This is a genomic window from Plantactinospora endophytica, assembly GCF_016862915.1.
GTDB lineage: Bacteria > Actinomycetota > Actinomycetes > Mycobacteriales > Micromonosporaceae > Plantactinospora > Plantactinospora endophytica.
In genome coordinates this window covers 1-22626 of sequence record NZ_BONW01000031.1, presented here as the reverse complement: position 1 = coordinate 22626, position 22626 = coordinate 1, and the positions used below count along the sequence as shown (strand labels likewise).

The 22626-nt window shown below is 68.2% G+C and carries 17 protein-coding genes and 2 pseudogenes; 7 read left to right on the top strand and 12 right to left on the bottom strand.

Translation table 11 applies throughout. From position 1 onward, the window contains the following. Positions 1–344 precede the first annotated feature (344 nt). Positions 345–1592 carry a C45 family autoproteolytic acyltransferase/hydrolase gene (locus Pen02_RS29200; protein ID WP_203869350.1) on the top strand — a complete coding sequence of 416 codons (1248 nt, stop codon included), beginning with the start codon at positions 345–347 and terminating at the stop codon, positions 1590–1592. A 198-nt stretch (positions 1593–1790) separates the two neighbouring features. Here Pen02_RS29200 and Pen02_RS29195 read toward each other — a convergent pair whose 3' ends face one another. Together Pen02_RS29195 and acs are read right to left on the bottom strand one after the other, a co-directional pair. Then, on the bottom strand, positions 1791–4097 hold the full coding sequence (locus tag Pen02_RS29195; protein WP_203869349.1) for an immune inhibitor A domain-containing protein: 2307 nt from the start codon (positions 4095–4097) through the stop codon (positions 1791–1793). A 438-nt stretch (positions 4098–4535) separates the two neighbouring features. Next, complete coding sequence (gene acs / locus Pen02_RS29190) at positions 4536–6503, bottom strand: acetate--CoA ligase (protein WP_203869348.1); 1968 nt, start codon at positions 6501–6503, stop codon at positions 4536–4538. 238 nt (positions 6504–6741) lie between these two features. Here acs and Pen02_RS29185 point away from each other — a divergent pair. Next, positions 6742–7500: pseudogene (locus tag Pen02_RS29185) on the top strand (Fic family protein); the annotation flags it as partial. A 193-nt stretch (positions 7501–7693) separates the two neighbouring features. Here Pen02_RS29185 and Pen02_RS29180 read toward each other — a convergent pair. The 9 genes and pseudogenes from Pen02_RS29180 to Pen02_RS29140 all read right to left on the bottom strand — a co-directional run bounded on the left by Pen02_RS29180 (position 7694) and on the right by Pen02_RS29140 (position 15608). Next, positions 7694–8494: an HAD family hydrolase gene (locus tag Pen02_RS29180; protein WP_203869347.1), complete on the bottom strand. Its 801-nt coding sequence runs from the start codon at positions 8492–8494 to the stop codon at positions 7694–7696. 359 nt (positions 8495–8853) lie between these two features. After that, complete coding sequence (locus Pen02_RS29175; RefSeq protein ID WP_203869346.1) at positions 8854–10113, bottom strand: tyrosine-type recombinase/integrase; 1260 nt, start codon at positions 10111–10113, stop codon at positions 8854–8856. A gap of 3 nt (positions 10114–10116) precedes the next feature. Next, a complete protein-coding gene (locus Pen02_RS29170) occupies positions 10117–10317 on the bottom strand; it encodes a helix-turn-helix domain-containing protein (RefSeq protein WP_239141496.1) in 201 nt (66 codons plus the stop codon). Between the two features lie 116 nt (positions 10318–10433). Further along, complete coding sequence (locus tag Pen02_RS29165; protein ID WP_203869344.1) at positions 10434–12170, bottom strand: replication initiator; 1737 nt, start codon at positions 12168–12170, stop codon at positions 10434–10436. 497 nt (positions 12171–12667) lie between these two features. Then, positions 12668–13114: pseudogene (locus tag Pen02_RS43245) on the bottom strand (DUF2637 domain-containing protein); the annotation flags it as partial. Beyond that, positions 13111–14541 (bottom strand): FtsK/SpoIIIE domain-containing protein, encoded by a 1431-nt coding sequence (locus Pen02_RS29155; RefSeq protein WP_203869343.1) that lies wholly within the window; start codon positions 14539–14541, stop codon positions 13111–13113. The pseudogene Pen02_RS43245 and the gene Pen02_RS29155, both read right to left, overlap by 4 nt. 37 nt (positions 14542–14578) lie before the next feature. Next, complete coding sequence (locus Pen02_RS29150; protein ID WP_203869342.1) at positions 14579–14806, bottom strand: hypothetical protein; 228 nt, start codon at positions 14804–14806, stop codon at positions 14579–14581. Next, positions 14806–15087, bottom strand: coding sequence for a hypothetical protein (locus Pen02_RS29145; RefSeq protein WP_203869341.1), 282 nt, complete (start codon positions 15085–15087; stop codon positions 14806–14808). Before Pen02_RS29145 ends, Pen02_RS29150 begins: the two co-directional genes overlap by 1 nt. A 95-nt stretch (positions 15088–15182) precedes the next feature. Then, entirely contained in the window at positions 15183–15608 is a 426-nt protein-coding gene (locus Pen02_RS29140; RefSeq protein ID WP_203869340.1) for a hypothetical protein, read from the bottom strand. A gap of 154 nt (positions 15609–15762) precedes the next feature. On the opposite strand from Pen02_RS29140, the gene Pen02_RS29135 reads away from it, so the two are divergent. Beyond that, a complete protein-coding gene (locus Pen02_RS29135; protein WP_203869339.1) occupies positions 15763–16293 on the top strand; it encodes a YfbM family protein in 531 nt (176 codons plus the stop codon). A gap of 1 nt (position 16294) precedes the next feature. Here the strand turns inward: Pen02_RS29135 and Pen02_RS29130 are convergent, their stop codons facing one another. Further along, complete coding sequence (locus Pen02_RS29130) at positions 16295–17020, bottom strand: GntR family transcriptional regulator (protein WP_203869338.1); 726 nt, start codon at positions 17018–17020, stop codon at positions 16295–16297. A gap of 1254 nt (positions 17021–18274) precedes the next feature. On the opposite strand from Pen02_RS29130, the gene Pen02_RS29125 reads away from it, so the two are divergent. The 4 genes from Pen02_RS29125 to Pen02_RS29110 all read left to right on the top strand — a co-directional run bounded on the left by Pen02_RS29125 (position 18275) and on the right by Pen02_RS29110 (position 22054). Continuing rightward, positions 18275–19492, top strand: coding sequence for a helix-turn-helix domain-containing protein (locus Pen02_RS29125; protein WP_203869337.1), 1218 nt, complete (start codon positions 18275–18277; stop codon positions 19490–19492). Positions 19493–19516: 24 nt separating this feature from the next. After that, positions 19517–20032 (top strand): NUDIX domain-containing protein, encoded by a 516-nt coding sequence (locus Pen02_RS29120; protein WP_239141494.1) that lies wholly within the window; start codon positions 19517–19519, stop codon positions 20030–20032. A 234-nt stretch (positions 20033–20266) separates the two neighbouring features. After that, positions 20267–21403, top strand: a complete 1137-nt coding sequence (locus Pen02_RS29115) for a DUF262 domain-containing protein (RefSeq protein ID WP_239141492.1) — start codon at positions 20267–20269, stop codon at positions 21401–21403. A 3-nt stretch (positions 21404–21406) separates the two neighbouring features. Further along, the gene (locus Pen02_RS29110) at positions 21407–22054 is read left to right on the top strand and encodes an MAE_28990/MAE_18760 family HEPN-like nuclease (RefSeq protein WP_203869335.1); all 648 of its coding nucleotides are present in this window, start codon (positions 21407–21409) and stop codon (positions 22052–22054) included. Positions 22055–22626 lie beyond the last annotated feature (572 nt).

Sequence of the window (22626 nt, the reverse complement as noted above, 5' to 3'; positions counted from 1 at the left end):
GCGACCACCGACCTGTCCGGTCCGATCGCCCTTCTGCCTGGCTCGGTCACCGACGTGTTCGGCCCGCTCGGCGGCGTCGAGAGCGTCGGGGCCGAGCGGCTCGTGCCCGCTCCGCCGCGCCTCGCTGACCTGGCCGATTCGCTCCGTCATGCAGCACAGCCTAGAACCAACGGGCGGCGGCGGTTCGGGCGCGACCTAGGGATCAGGGGATCGTCGGGGAATTTCCCCGGCCCGACCACTCCGGCTCCGGGTGTTCCTGACCAGGGGATCAGGAACGCGGGTGACGCGCCGAGTGGCCGGTAACACCGGTGACGCCGCCCGGCCGTTACGGCTAGCGTGCGGGGATGACTTCCGCCCGTCGGCTCGACCAGTCCGACCTGCCGGTGCCGCTGATCCGCGTGCAGGGTACGCCGGCCGAGTGCGGTACCGGGTACGGTGCCGCCGCCCGTGACCTGATCACCGCGAACCTGGAGTTCTACCTGCGCCGATTCCGTGCGGAGGGCGGGCTGGACGGGGCGGCGGTGGTCGATGCCGGACGGGCTTTCCGGGAGGCCACCCGGCGGCACCATCCCCGGGTCGCCGAGCTGTTGGACGGGGTCGCCGAGGGGGCCGAGGCCCGGGTCGAGGAGATCTACGCGCTGAACGCCCGTACCGAGCTGATCTACGGCCGGCACCGGGACCGCACGCCTGCCGCCTCGCCGGACGCCGGTGCCCCCGTCCGACCGGACGCTGGAACCGCCGTCCCACCGGGCGCTGGGAACGCCGGTCCGCCGGACGCCGGGGCGGGGGCGTGCACCACCGTCGGGGTGCTCGGTACCCACACCGGCAACGGTCACCTGCTGCTCGGGCAGAACTGGGACTGGCACCCGGACCAGCGCGCGGTGATGCTGCTGCTGGCCACCCGGGACGAGCGCGGGCTGACCGTACTCACGTTGACCGAGGCGGGGATGGTCGCCAAGACCGGGCTGAACTCGGCGGGGGTCGGCGTCTGCGTGAACATGCTCGGCTGTGACCGGGACGGGTTGCCCGGCCCCGGGGTCGAGCCGGGCGTTCCGTACCACGTGCTGCTGCGGGCGGCGCTGGAGGCGGACAGCCTGGCCGAGGCGTTGAAGGCCGTCCTCAGGGGTACCCGGAACAGCTCGATCAACCTGTTGATGGGGCAGGCGGCGGAGGCCGGTGGCGAGCTGATCGACCTGGAACTCGTGCCGGGGGACGCCGGCTGGCTGCACCCGGTGGACGGGTACCTGACCCACGCCAACCATCTGGAGACGGCGCTGCCGGTCTACGACACGATCAAGGACTGGGGTGGCTCGTCGCTGTTCCGGTCCGCCCGGGCCCGGCGGCTGCTGGCGCCGAAGGCGGCGGTCGGCAAGGTCGGCGACGGCGACCTCGCGGCGCTCTTCCGCGACCACGCGAGCTTCCCGCAGAGCATCTGCCGGCACGTGGACGAGCGGATGCCGCCGGCCGAGCGCTCCGAGACGGTCTACTCGGTGCTGCTGGACCTGGACGACCGGCGGCTCGGCATCGCGGCCGGCCCGCCCTGCGAGCACCGGTACGGCTGGCTCGACCTGTCCGCCCGACGCGGCGCCTGATCCCCGACGCGGCGCCTGATCCCCGAGGCGGCGCCTGATGCCCTGCCCGATGCCTGATCCCCTGCCCGGCGCCTGATCCCCGGTTCGCCGGAGGCGGGAAACCGAGCGGGGCCGGAAGCGACGTGCGCTTCCGGCCCCGACCGTGGGTACGTCGGATCAGTCGATCCTTGCGATCAACGGATCGTCGTGATCAGCGGATCAGTTGGTGACCTTGATGATCGCCAGGTCCGAGATCAGGTGGTTCTCCAGCAGCAGCTCGATCTTGGTGCCGGTGCCGGCGACCTTGACCGAGTTCATCGGGTTCTGCGCCGACCAGTACTTGTTCGGGTCAGAGTCGTTGAAGACCGTCACCGGGTTCAGCTTCGGCACCGTCGTCGGCACGCCGTTCAGGTGGAACGTCTGAGCCGGCTTGGTGAACTTGCTGAACGTGGCGTCGTAGCTGCTCCGCCGGTTGGTGATGTTGCCGACGCCGGGGACCGTGATCGGGCCGGGCCGGACGTCCACCGGCAGGTTCAGGCCGAAGCCCGGGTGCGCGATGGTGTCGTTGTCGCCGTACGCGTAGTTCACGTACCAGACCAGCATGCCCTGGTGGTTCTTGAACCGCTCCACCCACTCCGGCCGGGTGTTCGTGAAGCCGAAGTTGTACGGGCCGGTCTCCAGGGTCTTGTCGTACCCGTAGTAGGTCCGGAACTCCGCGATGTAGAAGTGCGGCACGTTCTCGCTGATCGTGCCGGTGAACCGGGTGAAGCCACGGGTGGTCCACGCCGGGTCGGCCGTCTCCACGGTGTCGGTCCAGGCCGGGGTGCCGTTCTTCAGCAGCGCCACGTTGTCCAGGAACGGGCCGGCGAAGTGCACGCCGCCGTCGGTCTGGTAGCGGTAGCGGAACTGCACGGTCTGCCCGACGTACGGCGACAGGTCGTAGGTCAGGTCGACCCACTCACCGTCGGTCGAACCGTCGATGCCGTTCTCGCTCTCGTCGATCTGCTCGTTCGGCAGCGCGGTCCAGGTGGACCCGCCGTTCGTCGACACCTCCGCGTAGAGGTAGTCGTAGTCCTCCTCGATCTCGTACTGGGCCTTCGCCGTGATGGCGGCGGTGGTGGCCCCGGTGAGGTCGAGGGTCCGGGTGAGCGTGTTGCTGAGGTCGTCGGCGCTGCCGCCCCACCACTCGTACTCGCCCGCGAACGGAGTGTTGATCTCGGTGGTGACCTCCTGGTCGGGCAGGTTCACCACGACCGCCTGGGCGAGGCCGTCGGTGTCACCGGCCGCGCCGAGGGTGGCGTACGTGGTGCCGCTGTCCGACTCCACCTCGGAGTAGTTCAGCCAGCCCATGAAGAGCTTCGACCACGGGTCGAAGTAGCCCGGCGTCGAGCCGATGTCCTTCTTGCCGTGGTTCAGCCAGGAACCGGAGGCCATGGTGCTCCAGAACCCGACGCCGTTGTCGCCGCCCTGGGTGTCGTACAGGTCCGGCAGGCCGAGGTCGTGGCCGTACTCGTGGGCGAAGACGCCCAGGCCGCCGTTCTCGGGCTCGGTGGTGTAGTCCCGGATCCAGATACCGCTGTCGCCGAGCTGTACGCCGCCGAGCTTGTTGTTGTCCGGTCCGGCGCTGCCCTGGAGGTCCGTGAACGCCGCCCAGCGGTGCGACCAGATCGAGTCCGGAAGCTGGCCAGCGCCGGCCTCCTCGCCCTCACCGGCGTGTACCGCCTGGAAGTGGTCGACGTACCCGTCGGGCTCGTTGAAGTCGCCGTCGCCGTCGAAGTCGTACCGGTCCCAGATGTCGAACTGGGCGAGGTACTGCTTGATCTGCGCCGGGGTCTTGCCCGCCGCGACCTGGGACTGGTACCAGGCGTCGGCGGTGTCCTTGACGAAGTTCCAGTAGCCGTCCCGCTCGGGGATGTTGTTGCTGCCGTAGCGAGCCTGGTTGAAGGGCACCTTCACCCAGTCGCTGACGTCGCCGCCGACCGTGTAACGGCCGCCGGACTGCTTCAGGTAGAAGTCGGCCATCGACTCCTTGCCCTTGGCGTAGAACAGGTCCAGGTACGACTGGCGGTTGAAGTCGGGCTTCCAGATCGTGTTGTTGTCGTCGGTCGCACCGCCGTCGTAGTTGCGGTCCGGCTCGGGGATCTGGTTGCGCAGCGGGCCGTCGGCGCCGGCCGTACGCGGGTCCTTCTGGTTGCCGAACTCGACCAGGATGCTGAAGATCGGGTCCGTCTTCGGGGGTTGCTGGTACTCGACGAACCGGTCAGCCTTGACCTGGATGACCTTCGACCCGTTGCGGGTCTGCAGCTTTGCCTTGCCGGAGAGCAGGGCGGAGATGGCCTCCTTGCGGACCTCCTGGTGCTGCTCGGCGAGCGGGTCGGACAGGTTGTCGGCCCGGTGGGCCGCACCCTGGGGCTCCTGCTTCACCGGAGCCGGTGCCGGCGCAGCGTACGCCGGCACGGCGACCGCGCTCGCGGCCAGCAATGCGGCCGCAGCACCCGCCAGACCGGCGGTGACTGGTCTCCTCAAAGGTCCTCCTCCTTTGTGGAAGTGTTACAGGACAGGCCGGCTCTTGGCGGGCACTGTCATCAGACGCGAGCCCCACCTTTGCAGATCGACCGATCGCTGTCACGGGTTGAAAACGGCTCGTCAGGGTGACCCGATCTACGTCTAATCAGGGCGAAAGCATTCTAACGGTCGCCTATTTTCGGGTATCGGCATGTCACGATTCGGCCACGGCCGGAACCTCGGCAGTTCATCCCACGTCCGCGCCCGGTTGGCCGTGTATGACCGCCCGGTTACCCGACCAGGTCGGACGGCGCACCCGGACCACCCGTACGCCCCGAGCAACGCCCCCGACACCTTCCGCCGCAACGACGGCGGGCGGGCCCGGAGGGGCCCGCCCATCGTGAAAATGCTGCTCGGCCGACCCGGGCCGGCTACCGTCGGTGACCGGGTCGGCGCGGTTCAATCCTCGTCGGACTTGCCGGAACTCATCCCGGACGAGATCAGGTCCATCACCGCGGAGTCCTGCAACGTGGTGACGTCACCGAGCGAACGGTTCTCGGCCACGTCGCGCAACAACCGGCGCATGATTTTGCCGGACCGGGTCTTCGGCAGCTCCGGCACCAACATGATCTGCCGAGGCTTGGCGATCGGTCCGAGCGTCTTCGAGACGTGCTCGCGCAGCTCGGCGATGAGCGCCTCCCCGGCGTCCCCCTCGGTGTCGACCGAGCCGCGCGGAATGGTGAACGCGACGATCGCCTGACCGGTGGTCGGGTCGGTGGCGCCGACCACCGCCGCCTCGGCGACCGACGGGTGCGACACCAGCGCCGACTCCACCTCGGTCGTGGAGATGTTGTGCCCGGACACCAGCATCACGTCGTCGACCCGGCCGAGCAGCCACAGGTCGCCGTCGTCGTCCTTCTTCGCCCCGTCACCGGCGAAGTACAGCCCGTCGAAGCGGGACCAGTAGGTGTCGATGAACCGCTGGTCGTCGCCCCAGATGGTGCGCAGCATCGACGGCCACGGCTCACGCAGCACCAGGAAGCCGCCGCCACCGTCCGGCACCGACTGCGCCTGGTCGTCCACCACGTCGGCGCTGATCCCCGGCAACGGGCGCATCGCGCTGCCCGGCTTGGTGGCGGTCACCCCGGGCAGCGGCGAGATCATGATGGCGCCGGTCTCGGTCTGCCACCAGGTGTCGACGATCGGGCACCCGCCGCGACCGATGTTCTCCCGGTACCAGATCCACGCCTCCGGGTTGATCGGCTCGCCGACGCTGCCGAGCAGCCGCAGCGACGACAGGTCGTACTGCTTCGGGATGTCGTCGCCCCACTTCATCATGGTGCGGATCAGGGTCGGCGCGGTGTAGAGGATCGTCACCTTGTGCTTCTGCACCAGCTCCCAGAAGCGGCCCTTGTGCGGGGTGTCCGGGGTGCCCTCGTACATGAGCTGGGTGGCGCCGTTGGCCAGCGGGCCGTACACGATGTAGGAGTGCCCGGTGACCCAGCCGATGTCGGCGCTGCACCAGTAGACGTCGGTCTCCGGCTTCAGGTCGAAGACCGCGTGGTGGGTGTACGCCGCCTGGGTCAGATAGCCGCCGGTGGTGTGCAGGATGCCTTTCGGCTTCGCCGTCGTGCCGCTGGTGTAGAGGATGAAGAGCGGGTGCTCGGCGTCGAACGCCTCGGCGGTGTGCTCGGCCGAGGCGGTCTCCACCGCCTCGTGCCACCAGACGTCCTTCTCGCTGTCCCAGGCCACCTCCTGCCCGGTACGCCGGACCACCAGCACGTGCTCGATCGTCGGGCACTTGGCGACCGCCTCGTCGACGGTCGGCTTCAAGGCCGACGGCTTGCCCCGGCGGAACCCGCCGTCCGCGGTGATCACGACCTTGGCGCTGGCATCCTGGATCCGGTTGGTCAGCGCGTCGGCGGAGAAGCCGCCGAAGACCACGCTGTGGGTGGCACCGATCCGGGCGCAGGCCAGCATCGCGACCGCGGCCTCCGGAATCATCGGCAGGTAGATCGCCACCCGGTCACCGGCGGTCACCCCGAGGTCGGTCAGCGCGTTCGCCGCCTGGCTGGTCAGGGCGAGCAGTTCGGCGTACGTGATGCTGCGGTTGTCGCCGGGCTCGCCCTCCCAGTGGATGGCCACCCGGTCGCCGTTGCCGGCCGCGACGTGCCGGTCCAGGCAGTTGTAGGCGACGTTGAGCTTCCCGCCGACGAACCACTTGGCGAACGGCGGATTGGTCCAGTCGAGCACCTGGTCCCACTGCTGCGCCCAGTCCAGCCGGCCCGCCTGGCGCTCCCAGAACGCCAACCGGTCCTCGGCGGCCTCGTCGTAGGCGTCTGCCTTGACGTTGGCGGCGGAGGCAAGATCGGCCGGCGGCGGGAACTGCCGGGTCTCCTGCAGCAGGTTTGCCAGAGTCTCGCTCATGGTGGGTGGCTCCTCAGGCGTCGCGTACGGGTCGTTCGGTAGGAGGTTAATCGGGCCCGGTACCTGGGGCGAGGGGTCCGTACCGCTCGGGTCACCAGACGCGCCGAATGGCCGCGTCCCGGCGCTCGCCGGTCACGGTGTGTCGGGTTGCGTGCCGCCGAGCGTCGGTTCCGAGCGGCGAGCGAGGGGTTCCGGTGCTCGGCGCCGGGCCGCCCCGACCGGCAACTACGGTGACAGGATGGCCACCGACCCGCTCGCCCCGCTGCTCGACCTCGCCGACGTGGCGCCCGCCGTCGACCGGGCCCGCGAGCGGGTCGACCAGGCGCTGCGGCACCGCGCCTTGCGCCGGCACGGCGGCCAGGTCGCGGCCGAGGTCAGCCTCAGGTCCGCGGTGGCCAGCGCCGGGCTTGAGGGGTACGTCCACGAGCGCGAGACGGTCCGCGCCGGGACCGTGACCGACCCGGTGCTCCAGGGTGCCCTCCGGGTCGCCGGAGCGCTGCCCGGACTCGCCGACCTGTGGCCGAAGGCGCCCCGCCAGGTACTCGCCCGACTGCACACGCTGGCGGCGCGCGGCACGGTACCGGAGGACGCGCTCGGCCGGCCCGCTCCGGAGTACTCGGCCTCCTCCGAGGCGGCGGCGCTCGGCGCGCGGCTGGACGGGTTGGCCGGACTGGTCGCCGGGGGGACGTCGGTGTCGCCGGTGGTGCTGGCTGCGGTCGTACACGGAGAATTGCTGGCGCTGCGGCCCTTCGCCGGGCCGTCCGGGGTGGTGGCCCGGGCCGCCGCCCGGCTCGCCCTGCTGTCGACCGGCTTCGACCCGCGCGGCCTGGTCGCGGTCGACCTCGGCCACCTGGAACGTGAACCGGAGTACGTCGGCGCGGCCGGCGCCTTCACCACCGGTACCCCGGACGGGCTCCGCTCGTGGCTGCGGCACTACGCGACGGCGGTGGAGCTGGGTGCGGAGCGGCTCGTCGAGATCGGCGACGAGGTACTCGCCAATCCGGCCCCGGCCGACCCGACGCCGAACGGGTCGACGGTCGACGGGTCGGCAGCCGACGCGTCGCCGACGAACGGGTCGGTGGCCGACGGTTCACGTCCCGGTGGCCGGGGCCCTGTCGACCCCGGTCCTGCCTGAGCAGTCGATCCCGGCCGTCGAAGTCGTCGAGCTGGGTGCGCCTGGTCCGCGAGTCTCAGGCGGTGGTGGCGCGGGCCCGGCGATGCCGGCCGTACCAGGCGATGCCGATGGCGACACCGACGCCGACCCCGATGGCCGCCGCCGCTACCGGCACGGCGGGGCGCTCGCGGAGGCGACGGCCCAGCGGCACGGGATGCCGGAACTCCAGCACCGGCCAGCCGTTCTCGGTGGCGAGCTTGCGCAGCGCCCGGTCCGGGTTGACCGCGCTCGGATGGCCGACACACTCCAACAGCGGGCGGTCGCTGACCGAGTCGGAGTAGGCGTACGAGGCGGAGAGGTCGTAGCCGCGTTCCTTGGCCAGCTCGCCGACCGCGTCGACCTTGCTCGGGCCGGCCGCGTAGAACTCGACCTCGCCGCTGTAGCGCCCGTCCACCACCGTCATCCGGGTGGCGATCACGTCGGCGACACCGAGGAGTTCACCGATCGGCCGGACCATCTCCTCACCGGAGGCGGAGACGAGTACGACGTCCCGGCCGGCAGCCTGGTGCTCCTCGATCAGGGCGGCTGCCTCGGCGTACACGTAGGGGTTGATCAGCTCGTGCAATGTCTCGGCGACGATCTGGCGGACCTGGTCCACCGGCCAGCCCTTGCACAGGGTCGCCAGATAGTCCCGGGTACGAGCCATCGTCTGCTCGTCCGTCCCGCCCAGCCGGAACATGAGCTGGGCGTACGCGGACTTGACCACGTCGCGGCGTGTGATCAGCCCGTCCCGGTAGAACGGCCGACCGAACGCCAACGCGCTCGACTTGGCGATGACGGTCTTGTCCAGATCGAAGAAAGCGGCGCTTCGGCCCACGGCGCGAAAGTCTAGCCGGATGGTCTATGGTCAGCGGGTGCGCGGGGTCACCTTTGGCACCTGCCGACCGGTTGTCCCCTGATCGGCCGATCAGCCCATGGGTGATCACAGTCACAGGCTGAGAGCGGACTTTCGCAGGGAGTGGAAGTTAACGCCACTCGACGTATACGGGTCGACTCAGGCATGCTTGTATTTACGACACACTTTCATATCCTCTGTGCTCGGTAGACCTCGGCGGTCGCACCCCCCGTGACCGCCGGGTGGGTTCGGCTCGACCCCCCCGGAGCCGAACCCCAGACGACCCCCGTCTCCCCCCGACGGGGGTCGTCGCTTTTGGGAGTTAAGCGTATTCACGCTGGTCACACCGCTTTTTCTGGCGACTCCTCCGGGTCCTGTGGCGGCTCCGGAGGCTCGAAAGTCAGCGAATCGTCAGCGAAGGTTCGGCGGACCCGGTCGGCGTAGTCGTCCGGGGTGTGGGTGTACCGGTTGAGCGTGGTCGACGCCTGCTCGTGTCCCATCACCCGCTGCACGAGGTTGACAGGGACGCCGTCGGTGACCAACCACGTCGCGTACGAGTGCCGCAGGTCGTGGAATCGCAGGCCGCCCACGGCGTTCTGCGCCACGTGGGCCACCGCCGCGCGCTCGGTGGTGAACTCTGCCGACAGCGTTGCCCCATCGTGACCCGGCCAGTGCGCCTGCCACCGTCGCCGCCCGAGGTTGACGACCTGGCCGAGCAGCCCGGCCCGAACCAGCGAGGGGAGCCAGGTCCGGCGCCGGAAGTTCGACCGCCGCAGCGAACCGCCGTCCCGGTCGACGAAGACCAGCGCCCGCCGGTCGGGCTTTGCGTCCCCGAGCTGCTGGCGCAGTGCCTCGACCAGGAACGCCGGCATCGGCACCTTCCGCACACCCGCGCGAGTCTTCGGGTACGGCCGGATGAGGATGCCGCCGTGCGTCTCCACCGCCACCTGCTCGACCCGCAGGACCGCGCGCTCCAGGTCGACTGATCCCCACGGCAGCCCGGCGCACTCACCCCAGCGCAGACCGGTGCCGGCAGCGGCCAGGACAAGCGCCTGATATTCCGCCGGCACCGACGGCAGCAGCTTGCCGAAGAACGCCTCTCGGCTGATCGTGGCCGGGCGTGCCTCACCGGCCCGGTTGCGCGGCACCTTGACGCCCTCGGCAGGGTTGACCGCGATCAGCCGGGCGCGTACTGCGGTTTGCAGGATCATCGACAGCAGGCCGTAGCACTTGGCCACGCTCGCCGGAGCGAGACCGTTGCCCAGCTCAGACACCCACTCCTGCACCGCCAGGTGATCGATCCGGGCAAGCGGCCAGTCGGCCCACTTGGGCAGCAGGTGAGTACGCAGCATCGACAGCGTCCGCTCGGCGGTTCGAGCCTCTACCGACCGACCGGCGAGCCAACGACGGGCGAACTCACCGAACTGCACCTTGCCCGCGTGCGGGTCGACGTAGGTGCCCCGGTTCAACGCGCCCTCGACCTCGGCAAGGAACGCGTTCGCCTCCTTCTTGGTGCGGAAGGTCTTCGCCTTCTGCCGGTTCGCGGCGTCGCGCCAGTTCGCCCGGTAGGTCCCGGCCGGCGTCTTCTTGAGGAAGCCCATCGGTCACCAGCTCCTTCGAGACGTGTCGGTACCAGTTGCCGAAAGAGCGGAGGGGCCGGCCGAGGTGCCGTCCAGCCAGGCGTGGAACCGGGTCCGGGGAATGACCCAGCGCCGGCCGAGCCGTTCGGCGGGGATGTCACCGGACCGGACGAGCGCGTACGCCGTACTGGTCGACAGCGACAGCAGCGCGGCGACCTCCCGCACGGTGTAGACGGCACGCGCCGGACGGGTTTCAGGCGTTGGAAGCGAGGCGGGTTCAGCCGGTCGGGCCGTCCGCCGGGCGATGAGGGGTACGACGGTGGACATGAGTTCCCTTCTGCTCAGGCTGCGGGGGAGAGGGGTGCGGCGGTTGCCGAAACAGGGCCGGACGCGCGTTGACGGGCCGCGTCGAGGTCTGTTCGCCAGCGGATGCGGGCCGAGACGGCGCGCAGGATGCGGTGTTCCAAGGGCAGGACGTCGGGGTCTTCGGGCCGGGCCAGCTCGAACCGATACCGCTGTGGGTTGTCGGCCGCCGCCTGGTCCTGGCCGTGCTCGTCGCCCTGGTCCTCGTCGGCCGGGTAGGTGTCGGCCATGCCGCCAGCGAGGATGGCGCGAATCCAGGCCCGGTTGTCGGCGCGGTGGTCGGCCAGGGTCTTGCCGGACCACTGCCGGGAGACCAGGACCCGCCGGCCGGTGAAGCCGAGCGTCGAGCGTTGGTGGACCTTCCCGGTACACCGGCCAGGGGTCAAGCCTGCCTTGACCCCATCGGGCTGGACGCCGTACAGCAGCCAGTTCGCGCAGGTGGGCGAGCAGGGCAGGACGGAAAGTTCGGCGTGGAGCCGGTCGAAGTGCGCCTTCTGCGCCTCGGACCTTGGCTTGGCCTGGTCGGTCAGGTCTTTGGTGACGTACTTCGTCACGTACCGGATCGACCGTTCAGCATCCTTGGTGCCCTGCTCGATCCCCCGCGCGTCGATACGGCCGAGCCGGGCGACATACGCCGGCCGCGCGTCGGACTCCTCCAACTCGTCCAACGCGTGCGACCACGGGGTCAGCGGTTGGCGTGTCTTGGGGTCGACGTACGCCTGTTCCTCGACGTCCCAGACCGGCGGCCGGTCGACGGTGTAGACCGGTTCGTCGAACGCTGGCCACCAGACCTGGTGGTAGGTCGCGGCGGCGATCTGCTTCAACAGGCGTCGGGGCAGGGTGCCCCGGATCGCGAAGTGCGCGTGTGGCGCCAACCGGCGTTGCAGCTCGACGGCTCCGGCGTACTGGACGTTCCAGCCGGCGGCCCGGCGGACGTTCTGCCACCACCGGTCAAGCACCCGGGCGAAGTGAATCGAGTCGAGCGCCGCCCGCCGGTAGTCGTAGCCGGCCGGATCGACCGGGGTACCGAGCACGTCATCGTGCGGCCCGTGCCGCTGCCCACACTCGCACGGTGCGACGTAGGCACCCCGCCGGAAGTGGGAGTGCACCGGCCCGTGCGAGCCGAGGGTGAGCGTGACGAGCATCGACGGCCGGTAGGTCTTGCCGGCCCGCCCGGCGTAGGCGCGGCCGACGGTGCGCGGGTCGACGGGTAGCCGGGGCAGGTCGGGTGAGTCCTGCCGCCGTTTCGTCGATCGCTTCCGCCGGGGCCGGTCGGTGCGCTCCCGTGGGGTGAGGTGCCCGCGTAGGTCCGTGGCCGCCAGGGCTTCGTCTAACTCGCTGATGCCCTGGTCGAGGTCGACGAGTTGGGCGGCCCGTTCGTCGGGGTGCATCGGCTGGTACTGGAGCGCTTCCCGCTCGAACTCCATGTGTGCCCGGACCCGGACCAGGGATAGAACGTCCTCGCTCGGGTGTTCCGGTCGGATGGCGGGTTCGTCGGCGAGGTGCCAGCCCTCCCGGATCTGCTGGATCCGCAACCGCCGCCCTCGTTCCGCGCAGGGCTTGCACTTCGCGGCGAGGGTCGCCCCGCACGGCACCTCAACGACCTCGGTCACCCCGGTTTCCGTGTCGGTGCGCCGCAGGGCAAGGGGGCGGACGCAGACGCCGTGCTGTTCGGCGAGCTGCCGCAGCGCATCCTTGGCCAGCGGCTTGCGCATCCGGTCCGCCCGGGAACCTGGCCGAGGCTGCTCAGCGTTCCCCGCTGGGACGGTCGGGGTGAGTGGAATTGGGGTGACGGTCAACGGTTCACCTCGGGGCTTGCGGGTCGGTGGGTGCCGTTGCGGGCTACGAACGCGGCTGCGGGGACGGGGACGAGCGCGGGCCGGTCGGGTTCGCGGATCAGCCGGAGGAGGTCGGACGCCGTCCCGTTGGCGACCCGTAGTGCGGCCCGGAGTTCGTCGCGGGTAATCCCGCGCCCGGTCGCGGACCGATGCCGCGCGGCAGCCTGCCGGGCGAGCTGAACCAGGTCTACGGGCACCGCCTGGCCGTCGTCCTGCCATTCGTCCCCGCCGTCCCGGGGGTCAGCCGGCTCGTCCCGGCCGTCCCGACGATCGGCGTCTACGTCCTGGCCGTCATCGGTCCCCTCCTGTCGGTCCTGGACGTTGACCTGGTTGGGTACCGGTTCGGGACGAGGTTCGTCCTTGTTGGCGGCATCGGCCGGGACGGGTTGGCTGGCCGAGGACGGCTGTGGGGACGGGGTCGGGGTGGGTTTGGTGGTGAGGACGAGCTTGGACAGTCCGAGGAACGCCAGGGCAGGAACGGCGGACAGCAGCCACCCGGACAGTCCCGGTTTCGCCACCGCGAGTTGCGCAGACAGGGACAGAGCGACGGCGGCGACGAGGAGGGACATCGGATAGCCGATCGGTCCGCCGGTGCGGCGTCGGCGGCGGATGGTCAGTAGTGCGGCGATGGGGATGAGTTCGGAGATCGCGGCGTTGGCCCAGCCGAACCAGTCCCCGGTACCGGCTGGCGAGTTCGCCATGGTCCAGTCGTGGACGTGGGTGAACGACGCCGCGCCGGCCAGCCCACCGACGACGAGGAGGATGGCGACCAGGACGACGCCCTCCACTCGCTCGCTACGGCTCTTTACGTCGCCGGTCATGCCGACACCTCCGGCTGCTGGTCGCTGTCGCAGAGCCGCCGGTAGGTGCGGCCGAGGTCGCGGATATCGGCGTCGGTGAGGTAAGAGAACCGGACCCGGACCGGATCCCGGACGCCGTCCAACGCGACGTAGCCGACGCCGGCCGCCGATTCGGGGATCTGGTCACACAGCGCGCCCCGGTCGCGAGCACCGTCGCCGAGGACCAGGTCGCATTGCTCGGGTTCGGTCAGCCGTAGCCCGATCCGGGTCGGGAACAGGTCCCGAAACGGCAGCACCTCCTTACGCGGATCCTGCAACGCCGCGACCACATGCACCCCGACCGCCCGCCCCTGAGACAGCAGCAGGGACAGCGCGTCCTTGATTCGCTCCTTGACCTTCCGGTCGGAGATGTACGCGGTCAGCGCCGCCAGCTCGTCAACGACGAGGACGATCAGCGGGTCGTCCGGGCTCGGGGTGTGCTGCCGGGCGACGCCCCGCAGCCGGGCCGCCCGCAGCCGCATCCGTTTCACGGCCTCTTCCAGAACGCCGGCCATGCCGTCCGGGTCCTCGTAAGAGAACCGGGCGAACAACGGCAGCCCTGCCGCCAGCTCCATACCGCCCTTGGGATCGAACACCCACAACTCGACCAGCCCCGAGCGGACCCCACCGGCCAGGGAAGCGATCAGCGACCACAGCACCGATCCCTTGCCGGAGTTCGTCGCACCGGCCACCAGCACATGCGTCCCCGCCAGCCGCAGCCGGTAAGTCCTCCCGTCCTCCCGCACACCGAGGAGTAGCGCGGCGAAGTCCGGCAGGTCGGGCACCGGCAGAGATGCCACGGTGGCGGCGAGCGGGTCACGGCGCAGGAACCGCAGGATCACACGATCCGGCCGCTTTGCGGACCGGGCCTGCCCGTCGCGGAGCCGGAACGCGTACGCCAGCCGTTGCGCCGCTCCCGCCCAGTCGTCGGGAAGCTGGCCGGGCAGCATCCGGACGGTGACCTCATCGACGTACCGGTCACACCGCACCTTGAGCAGTTGCGGCACGTACCGGTCCCCGGCAAACGCGGTCGCCAGGCCGCAGGTGGCCATGGTGGAGGCCCAGCCGCGCCGGTAGACCCACAGCCGGCGGCAGCGGGCCACCATCGGGTACCAGCCGAACCGCAGCCACGACGCCGGATGCCACCGCCACCAGCCGACACACGCGGCGATGACGACCAGGACCACAGCGGCCAGCACCAGCCACCCGTACCGGGCGTGCACCCACAGGGCAGCGACAGCCGGGCCGGTCAGCCACCAGTACCGGACCGCTACGACCGTCAGGCGGACCAGGCCCCGGGCCAGCCACCAGAACACCAGCAGCCATCCGGGCATCCGCCACGCCGGCAGCCGCACGTTCATCGGCGCAACCGGGATCTTCTCCCCCGGTATGACGTTGATCAGCGGCACGACGGACCACCGCCCCGCGTCGCCGTCGGGTGAGCGGCTACCACAGCAGCACCCCGGTACGCCGAGGCCGAGCGAAGGTCGCCCGGCAGGTACGGCAGGCCATGTGCCGCAAGTCGAACCGGCGCGGCTTGACCCACTCACCGCAGCGTGGGCAGCGGATCTCGTCGACCAGCAGCGCCGCCGGCCGCAGGCCCAGCGCACGTCGCACGACCATGAGCAGGTTCCAGACCAGATGCCGAGGACCGGGGAAACGGGCACGGGCCATCAGGAGCACCCCCGCCGCAGTTCGTCCGCCTTGACGCGAGCAGTCCGGGCCAGTTCGCGGACCTCGTCCGGGTCGCAGCCCGGGTCTTCGGCGGCGACCCGCTCCAGCAGGTCGGCCTTACGGTCGAACCAGTCCGTCCGCTCCCGTGGCGTGGTGGACAGGCCGGGCATGGTCCGCAGCAGGGCGGACAGGTCGGCGCAGAACGGGGCCAACGGCTCGTCTGCCGGTTCCTGGTCGATGGGTGTAAACGGGTTTCGGGCAGGGGGATCTACGGTGGGCACAAGGCCCTCCTTCGACATGAGGGATGGGTTGGGGCGCGGGGCGGGCCGGGAATCTTGGCGGACGAACGGCCCGCCCCACGTGCGGTACTCCGAGGTCAGGCAGCAGTGGCGGCGAGACCAGCGGCCGGGACCATCGCAGTAGCGCGCAGCGAGTACGCCATCCGGGCCTTGCACTGCCCGGCCCCCTTGCACCGCTGCGAATCGACGTACGGGGTGAGGGTCAGCCCCTCGAACTGGATCGCCGGTGGATAGCCCGGCACGGTCGATGCCGGCGGGACCGGCTGCTGGGGCGCGACGACCTTCACCTTGACCTCAGTGGACCGGCCGAACTTGCCTGCCTCCGGGTCCAGGTCGAGGACCCGGACCAGCCACACCCGCTCCCCGGTCTCCTTGTCCCGCGCCTGGTCGTCGCCCTGGCCGCGCCGGTCGAAGTCGACCTGGGGCGCGACGCCGAGGCACAGCGCGCCGGCCGGAAAGACGTAGTCGAACGGGACCGGGACCTTCAACGTCAGCGGAACCACTACGTAGCCTCCTAGCTCCACCCGGTCGTCACCATGACATCCGGTTGAGCTACCAAGTTACGTCAGCCTGTAAACACAAGCAAGAGAATCTGACGCCGGTTCATGGATTGTGGACGGCCGGGAGTATCGGTGACCGGACCTACGCTGCCGGCCCATGAGCATCAACGGGAACTGGCTACGGGTGACACCGGCCGAGTTGGCGCGGGCCAAGGACGACCTCGACTGGGCGCTCGACCTCGCCAGGTCGGCCGAGGACAACGAGGAATGGCGAGTGTGCGGCACCGACAAGGCACGGCAAGCCTTCGGGTTCCTGCTTGAGCGGCGCGGCTTCGACCTTCCCATCGTGTACGGCGCCGAGCCGTTCGTCGACACCCCCGACGTCGACACCGACGACGATCTCGACGACGAAGACCTTGACGACCTCGACAGTGCATGGGGATACGGGCACCCCCGCTACCTCACGCCCAACCAGGTAGCCACCGCCGCAGATGCGCTCGCGAACCTCACCGAGGACGACCTCACCCGAGGAGTCGACCAAGCGGAACTGACCCGCGCGGACATCTACCCGAAGATCTGGGACCAACCCGACCAGCTCGGATGGGTCAGCCACCACCTGCCCTACGTACGGGAGTTCTTCACCGCCGCCGCGAAGGACGGCCACGCCGTCATCTGCTGGTTCAACTAGCTCACGACAAGGGGTAGGTGTCCTCGAGCTCGTGCCGACTGCCCGGCATGACGAGAACCGAGGTCAGGATCGGATCCCCGGACGCCTGGTGCACGGTCAGGACAACGCTCAGGACCGGCTCGTCCTCCGGCACGTCCAGTGCCTTCGCTTCGTCCGGGCTGACCCGACGAGCTGTCATGCGCTCGGTGGCGTAGTCCCCCCGCAGCCCTTTGGCCCCGCTGATGTGCTCCAGCAGGCCGCCTCCGATTGGATCTGGCTTGATTACAGCGGTACCGACGGCGATGTCGACCGGAACGAAGGTGGCGACCAGGTCCACCGGCCCGGACGGCGTCACCGTCCGGCGCCGCCGCTCGTAGACCGGGGTTCCCTCGGGGATGCCCAGTTCGGCGGCGATCCGGGCCGAGGCGAGCACCGGCCCGACATGCAAGATCTCGACCTCACCGGTCTCGTCCAACTCGACCGCGTCCCGGGCGTACTCGGGAGAGGTGCGGCCCGACGGCGGACGGCCCCGCACGAAGCTGCCCTTGCCCTGCTGGGACTCGATCCACCCGTCCTGCTTCAAGATCCCGAGCGCCTTCAGCACTGTCGGCCGAGACACCTTGAACTCCGCGCACAGTTGACTCTCCGACGGCAGCGCCGCCCCCGGCGCGTAAGTGTCGTCCTCGATACGCTCCCGCAGCGTGTTCAACACCCGCAGGTACTTCGGCGTAGGAATCTCGTACGCCATCGTGGGCACCCCACCATCAAATGATCACAGCATGTCAGGACAGGAGCGTAAAGCCTGGCAGCTTGACGGCACAAGCAAGGTCAGTCGTCAGCGCCAGCATCCCGCACCGACGTGAACCAACCCGACCACGACGAAGACGGCACACCAATCAAGTCCGGGCGGGTCGCACCAGGCCGGCGCTGGGGCAGCCGGCGGGCCATGCTGAACATCCACAACGCAGCCCGACGACGCGAACACGAGTCCAGGTCCCCGCAGATGGGGCAGCGGCCATCGCTACTCAACGGGGTGTGCTCCTCAAACTGCTTCTGAGCCAGCCGCAACCCCGCCTCCTCAGCCGGAGTCAGATAAGGGCGCCTCACGGACGCCACCCAGGCGACTCCGAAGCCACGGGCGCGAGAAGGCAAGCACGGACGAGGATCTGCGCCTGATCACCCGACCGACCGTCGTGCATGATCTTCACGCCCTCCAGCCACACCCACTCGTACTGCTCCGGCCGATTCGCCACCAACCGCACCCCGGTCACCCACAACACCACCGGCCCGTCCGTCGGACGGAACCTGTCCGCAGCCTCGATCCGAACCGTCTCACCAAGCCGCACCCGGACGTCAAACACGACGCCCCCGAGCCGGTGCCAACGGGCTCCGAGGCCAGCCGGACCGAGGCGACGGCGCCGGAACGAGGCACAGCCCGGCAAGCTGCACGAAGACCTCCCGCCGATCGACCGCCTGCCCGGTCCGATCCAACGCGTACCCGGTCAGCCAGCACCACCCGTGATACGTCGTGCGCGAAGACACCGCAGTCACCCGCAACACCACCCTCCGGCCCCCCGCGAACTGAACCGACGCCCGCCCGTCCAGCAACAACACGTCACCCACCTTCGGCACCACCACGCCATCCCCTCCCGCAAGGGTTGGAAGGGCGCCGAGGCAGGCGGGCATTCAGACGGCTACACGTCGACCGTGCAACCAAGCGCCGGCACCCACCCCGACGCCCAGCTCACGACACCGACACCCGACCAGAACCCGAGCAGTCCAGACACGACCGCCGCGCCAACGACCGCGACGACCCGCCCGACGCCGCCACCGACCGCAGCGCCACCCGCCGAGTGACGTACTTCCAGCCGTTGCCAGCACAGGAACGACAAGCGGTCAACAGGTTGTGCTCGATCATTGACACAGGTTGTGGCACAACCGGGCCAACAACCCGGAAAATCATTCCGGGGTCACCACGGCCAGGGGAGGCATCGTGCGCGGCATGCCCAGCACACTCACGATCGGCGAACGCGTCGCCTGGTACCGCCGCCGACGCGGACTGTCTCAGGAAGTCCTCGCCGGACTGGTCGGCCGTAGCGGCGACTGGCTCGGAAAGATCGAGAACAACCGCATCGAGCTGGACCGACTCTCCGTCATCAAGAGCCTCGCCGACGTTCTCGACATCTCGCTCGGCGATCTTCTTGCCGAACCGTCCCTGCTCGACTGGACCGCCGACAGCGGCGCCGACACCGTGCCCGCCCTACGGGCCGCCCTGATGAACTACCGCGCCATCTCCCCGTTCGGCCACCCCAGCGACGGCCAGGAGTTGCCCAGCGTCATCGGCCTCAAGCAGGACGTGGCCGCGCTGTGGAGCGCCTACCAGGAGTCCCGATTCGGGTACGTCACCGGCCGCCTACCCGACCTGCTCCACCGCGCTCAGGCCGCCGCCGACGGACTCGACGGGGACGACCAGGACCAGGCCCGCCGACTCCTCGGACTCACCTACCAACTCGCCGCAACCCAGCTCACCAAACTCGGCGAGACCGACCTCGCCTGGATCGCAGCCGACCGCGGCCTCGCCGCCGTACGCCCCACCGGCGACCCGGTCGTCACCGGTTCCCTACTCCGGTCGGTCGGCCACGCGCTGCACTCCACCGGCCGCTACCGGGAAGCCGTACGCCTCACCGAGGACGCCGCCGCCTACCTCGAAGGCCACCTACGCCGGCCGACAGCCGCCCTGCTGTCCGTCTACGGCACCCTGTTCCTGTCTGGCGCCATGGCCGCCGCCCGCGCCAACGACCCCGGCACCACCCGGGCCTTCCTCGCCACCGCCGACGAGACCGCCACCCAGCTCGGCGCCGACGGCAACCACCTCTGGACCGCGTTCGGCCCTACCAACGTCGCCATCCACCGCGTTGCCACCGCCGCCGAACTCGGCGATGTCCAGGTCGCCGTAGATCTCGGCCCCCGCGTCGACACCACCGGCCTACCCATGGAACGCCGCGTACGCCATGCCCTGGAGATCGCCCGCGCCTACAACTCCTGGAACCGTGCCGGCGAGGCCCAGGCTGCCCTACTCGACGCCGAACAGATGGCCCCCGAACAGGTCCGCCACCACTTCCTCAGCCGACAACTTGCCCTCACCTGGATCCGCCGCCAACGCGGCAAGCCATCCGCCGAGCTGGTCGGACTCGCCCGCCGCCTCAACGTGCTCGACTGATCCACGCTGGCTACGCTGCCCGATGTGACGGGAACCGAGACGCCACTCATGGCCACCCCACGCGTCGCCGCAGGCGCCCTCTTCTTCGACGACCAGGACCGCGTGCTCCTCGTCAAGCCGCACTACAAGAACCACTGGGACATCCCCGGCGGGTACGTCGAGCCCGGAGAGTCCCCGCGCGCCGCCTGCATCCGCGAAGTCGGCGAAGAACTCGGCCTCACCATCGACCTCGGTCCCATGCTCGTCGTCGACTGGGCACCTGCCCTTAACGAAGGCGACAAGATCCTTTTCATCTTCAGCGCAGGGACGCTCGGTGAGACCGATCAGCAGCAGATCACTTTCGTTGATGGCGAACTCACCGAATCGCGCTTCGTTGCCAGCGGCGACCTCGACAAGTACGGACCACACCGCCTAATCCGCCGCATCCGCACGGCGATTGAAGCATGGCGACAAACCCTGCCAACCTACGCAGAGCACGGCATTCCACCAAACCCACCGACAGACATGAATTTATCCGATTCACCATCCAGACTTGCCTAGCGACCTTCCTCCCCGAAGACTGTGTCCGTCATTGTTTGGGATAGATCGCTTGAATCATGCGTTCGACCCGGTCTCGGCGGTTCCAAGGAAATCTCCAGCAAGGAAGAAGCAGTAGGGTACAGCCTGACGAATCGTCGCATAGCAGAAGACGAGGCAAAAGGGTACCTGAACCTCACACAGACGAGCACTACCCTAATCACGCTAGATATGAGACGCAGAATCAGCGGAGGAGCCGTGACGTCAGACACCCCCGAGCGAATCAAGCTCCTGGCCTCTAAAATCGATGAACTCCGGATGACAATAGCTACCGACGCGTTCCCGATGTCGATCGGAGAACTCAGTAACCTATATAGAGACGGAGAATTGAATGTTCATCCCGAGTTCCAGCGAGCCTTCCGCTGGTCAGTATCACAAAAGTCACGACTCATCGAAAGCATCCTTCTCGGCATACCTCTGCCTAGCATCTTTGTGGCTCAGGACGAAGACGGGAAGTGGGATGTAGTCGATGGGGTACAAAGGCTTTCTACTATTCTCCAATTCATGGGGCTACTTACCGACGAGGACGGCGAAATCCTAGAACCCCTTCGCTGCACGCCGGCCACTTACCTCCGAGAAGAATTAGATGGCGTAACCTTCGACGACCAAGGGGATGGACATTGTTTAACCACCGCCCATAAGCTTGACTTCAAGCGATCCCGTCTCGACATTCAGATCATCAAGCGCCAAAGCAGTCCACGTGGCAAATTTGACCTATTTCAGCGACTCAATTCATATGGAAGCCCTGCGACGGCACAAGAGTTGCGAAACGCTTTGCTGCTAGCCGCGAACCGGGACGCATATAAGTGGCTCGAAGACCTGGCAAACTTCCCCGCTTTCCGCAGTGTTACCGACTTCTCGGGCAAGAATCTCGAAGAGAAGTACCACATGGACGTCGCCCTGCGCTTCGCGGTATTCAGAATCATGCCGGTAGAGGGGCTTTCTGAGATCAAGGACAACATCCACGAGTTCCTTTCTGAAAGAGCAGTGGAAATAGCAGAGCGAGACTCAGCATGGTTCGAGGCAGAGGCTCAGGTGTTCCGGGATACCTTCACGGCACTGGAGGCTGCAGGTGGTCCGGACATACTCCGCCGCTACAACTCCGCTCGCGGTAGAAGCGACGGCGGTTTCTCACTTACCGCCTTCGAGGTTGTGGCGCTTGGACTCGGATACAATTGGGGCCGGGTGACCTTCACCCCCGAACAAATCTGGCAACGATTCATCGAATTCTGGTCCAAGCCGGAATATTCTAAGGGATTCGCGACGGGCTTAAGCGCCGTCAACAGAATGAAACGATCGCTCCCCATCGGCAGGAGTCTCTTCGAGGGAGAGTGAGCTGTGGCTTTGGCGACCCCCGCCGACCTCAGTGATTTTCTTGACGCAAACCTAGCTCGGCGACGCAAAGATCTTTCGTCACTCGTACTGGAATGGCGATCTCGCCCAAGAGATACAACAGGGGAACGACAATATCGTCGACTTGTCGTGGTGATGCTTTACGCCCACTGGGAAGGGTTCATAAAAGACGCGAGTCACGCGTACATGAAACATGTTACGGCACAGCGACTGAAGGTTGGCGATATCTGCCTTGCTCTGAGGGCAGTCGCTGTCCGAGGTCACGTAATGGCAAACGGATCAGCCAAAAAAAGCTCTGCTCACGCTCGCCTGCTAGCCGCCTTGATGTCTCAGCAGGCAGAAGTATTCGACCGATACCCCTATGCCTGCATTGACACGGAGAGCAACCTTTCATCGAAAGTATTTCGTGAAATCATAGATACGCTCGGCCTTCGATTCTTGACAGCCTATGAACTGTTATCCCACCGGCTGGACGCGAACCTCGTCAACGAACGGAACAACATCGCACACGGTCGCCTTAGCGACCCCGATTTCGGAGAGACCAATCAACTCGTTGACGAAATTTGGAAGAAAATGAATTCATTCAAGCATCAGCTTGAGGATTCCGCTCAACGGCGATTGTATCTCGCCTAAGCAGGTTCTGGGGTACCTCCCCCAATAAATCGAGATGTCCCGTGGAGTAGGTGATCAGCAACCTGTTGTCAGGCGACCATCCCCCACGCCGCACCACAAGAGGTTTGCCGAAACGTTCTCATTTGGATCAAGGCGCCGCGCTCCGCGCGGCGCGGGAGCGGTGAGCCGGCCGGCGGCAAGCCGCCCCGGCTGCCTTCGGCGCCGGGACGGAAGGCCACCGGCAGTTGCCGGTGGCCGCGCCCGCGCCACGCTAGGCCAACCGCAGGGCCAGCTCGACAAGGACTATCTCATCGATGGGCCGATAGGCCCGGGCAGGGCGGTACGGAAGCCGGCGGGCTGGTCACCGTCGAGTACCTGGCTTCCGCCTGCCGCGCCAGTGCAAACCCAGGACTGGCTTGCCACCGGGTCCCCGGCTGACGGGCGGTGTCGTACTCGCCGAACCCATCCCCGGCCGTTGGGAAGGGTTCAGGCAACGGGATTGTCGGCGTCTTCTAGCGAACGACGAGATCGAAGTGTGTTTGGGTGTTCCTCGCCGAGGATTCGCCGCTCGATGTTGTAGATGGCCTGGTATT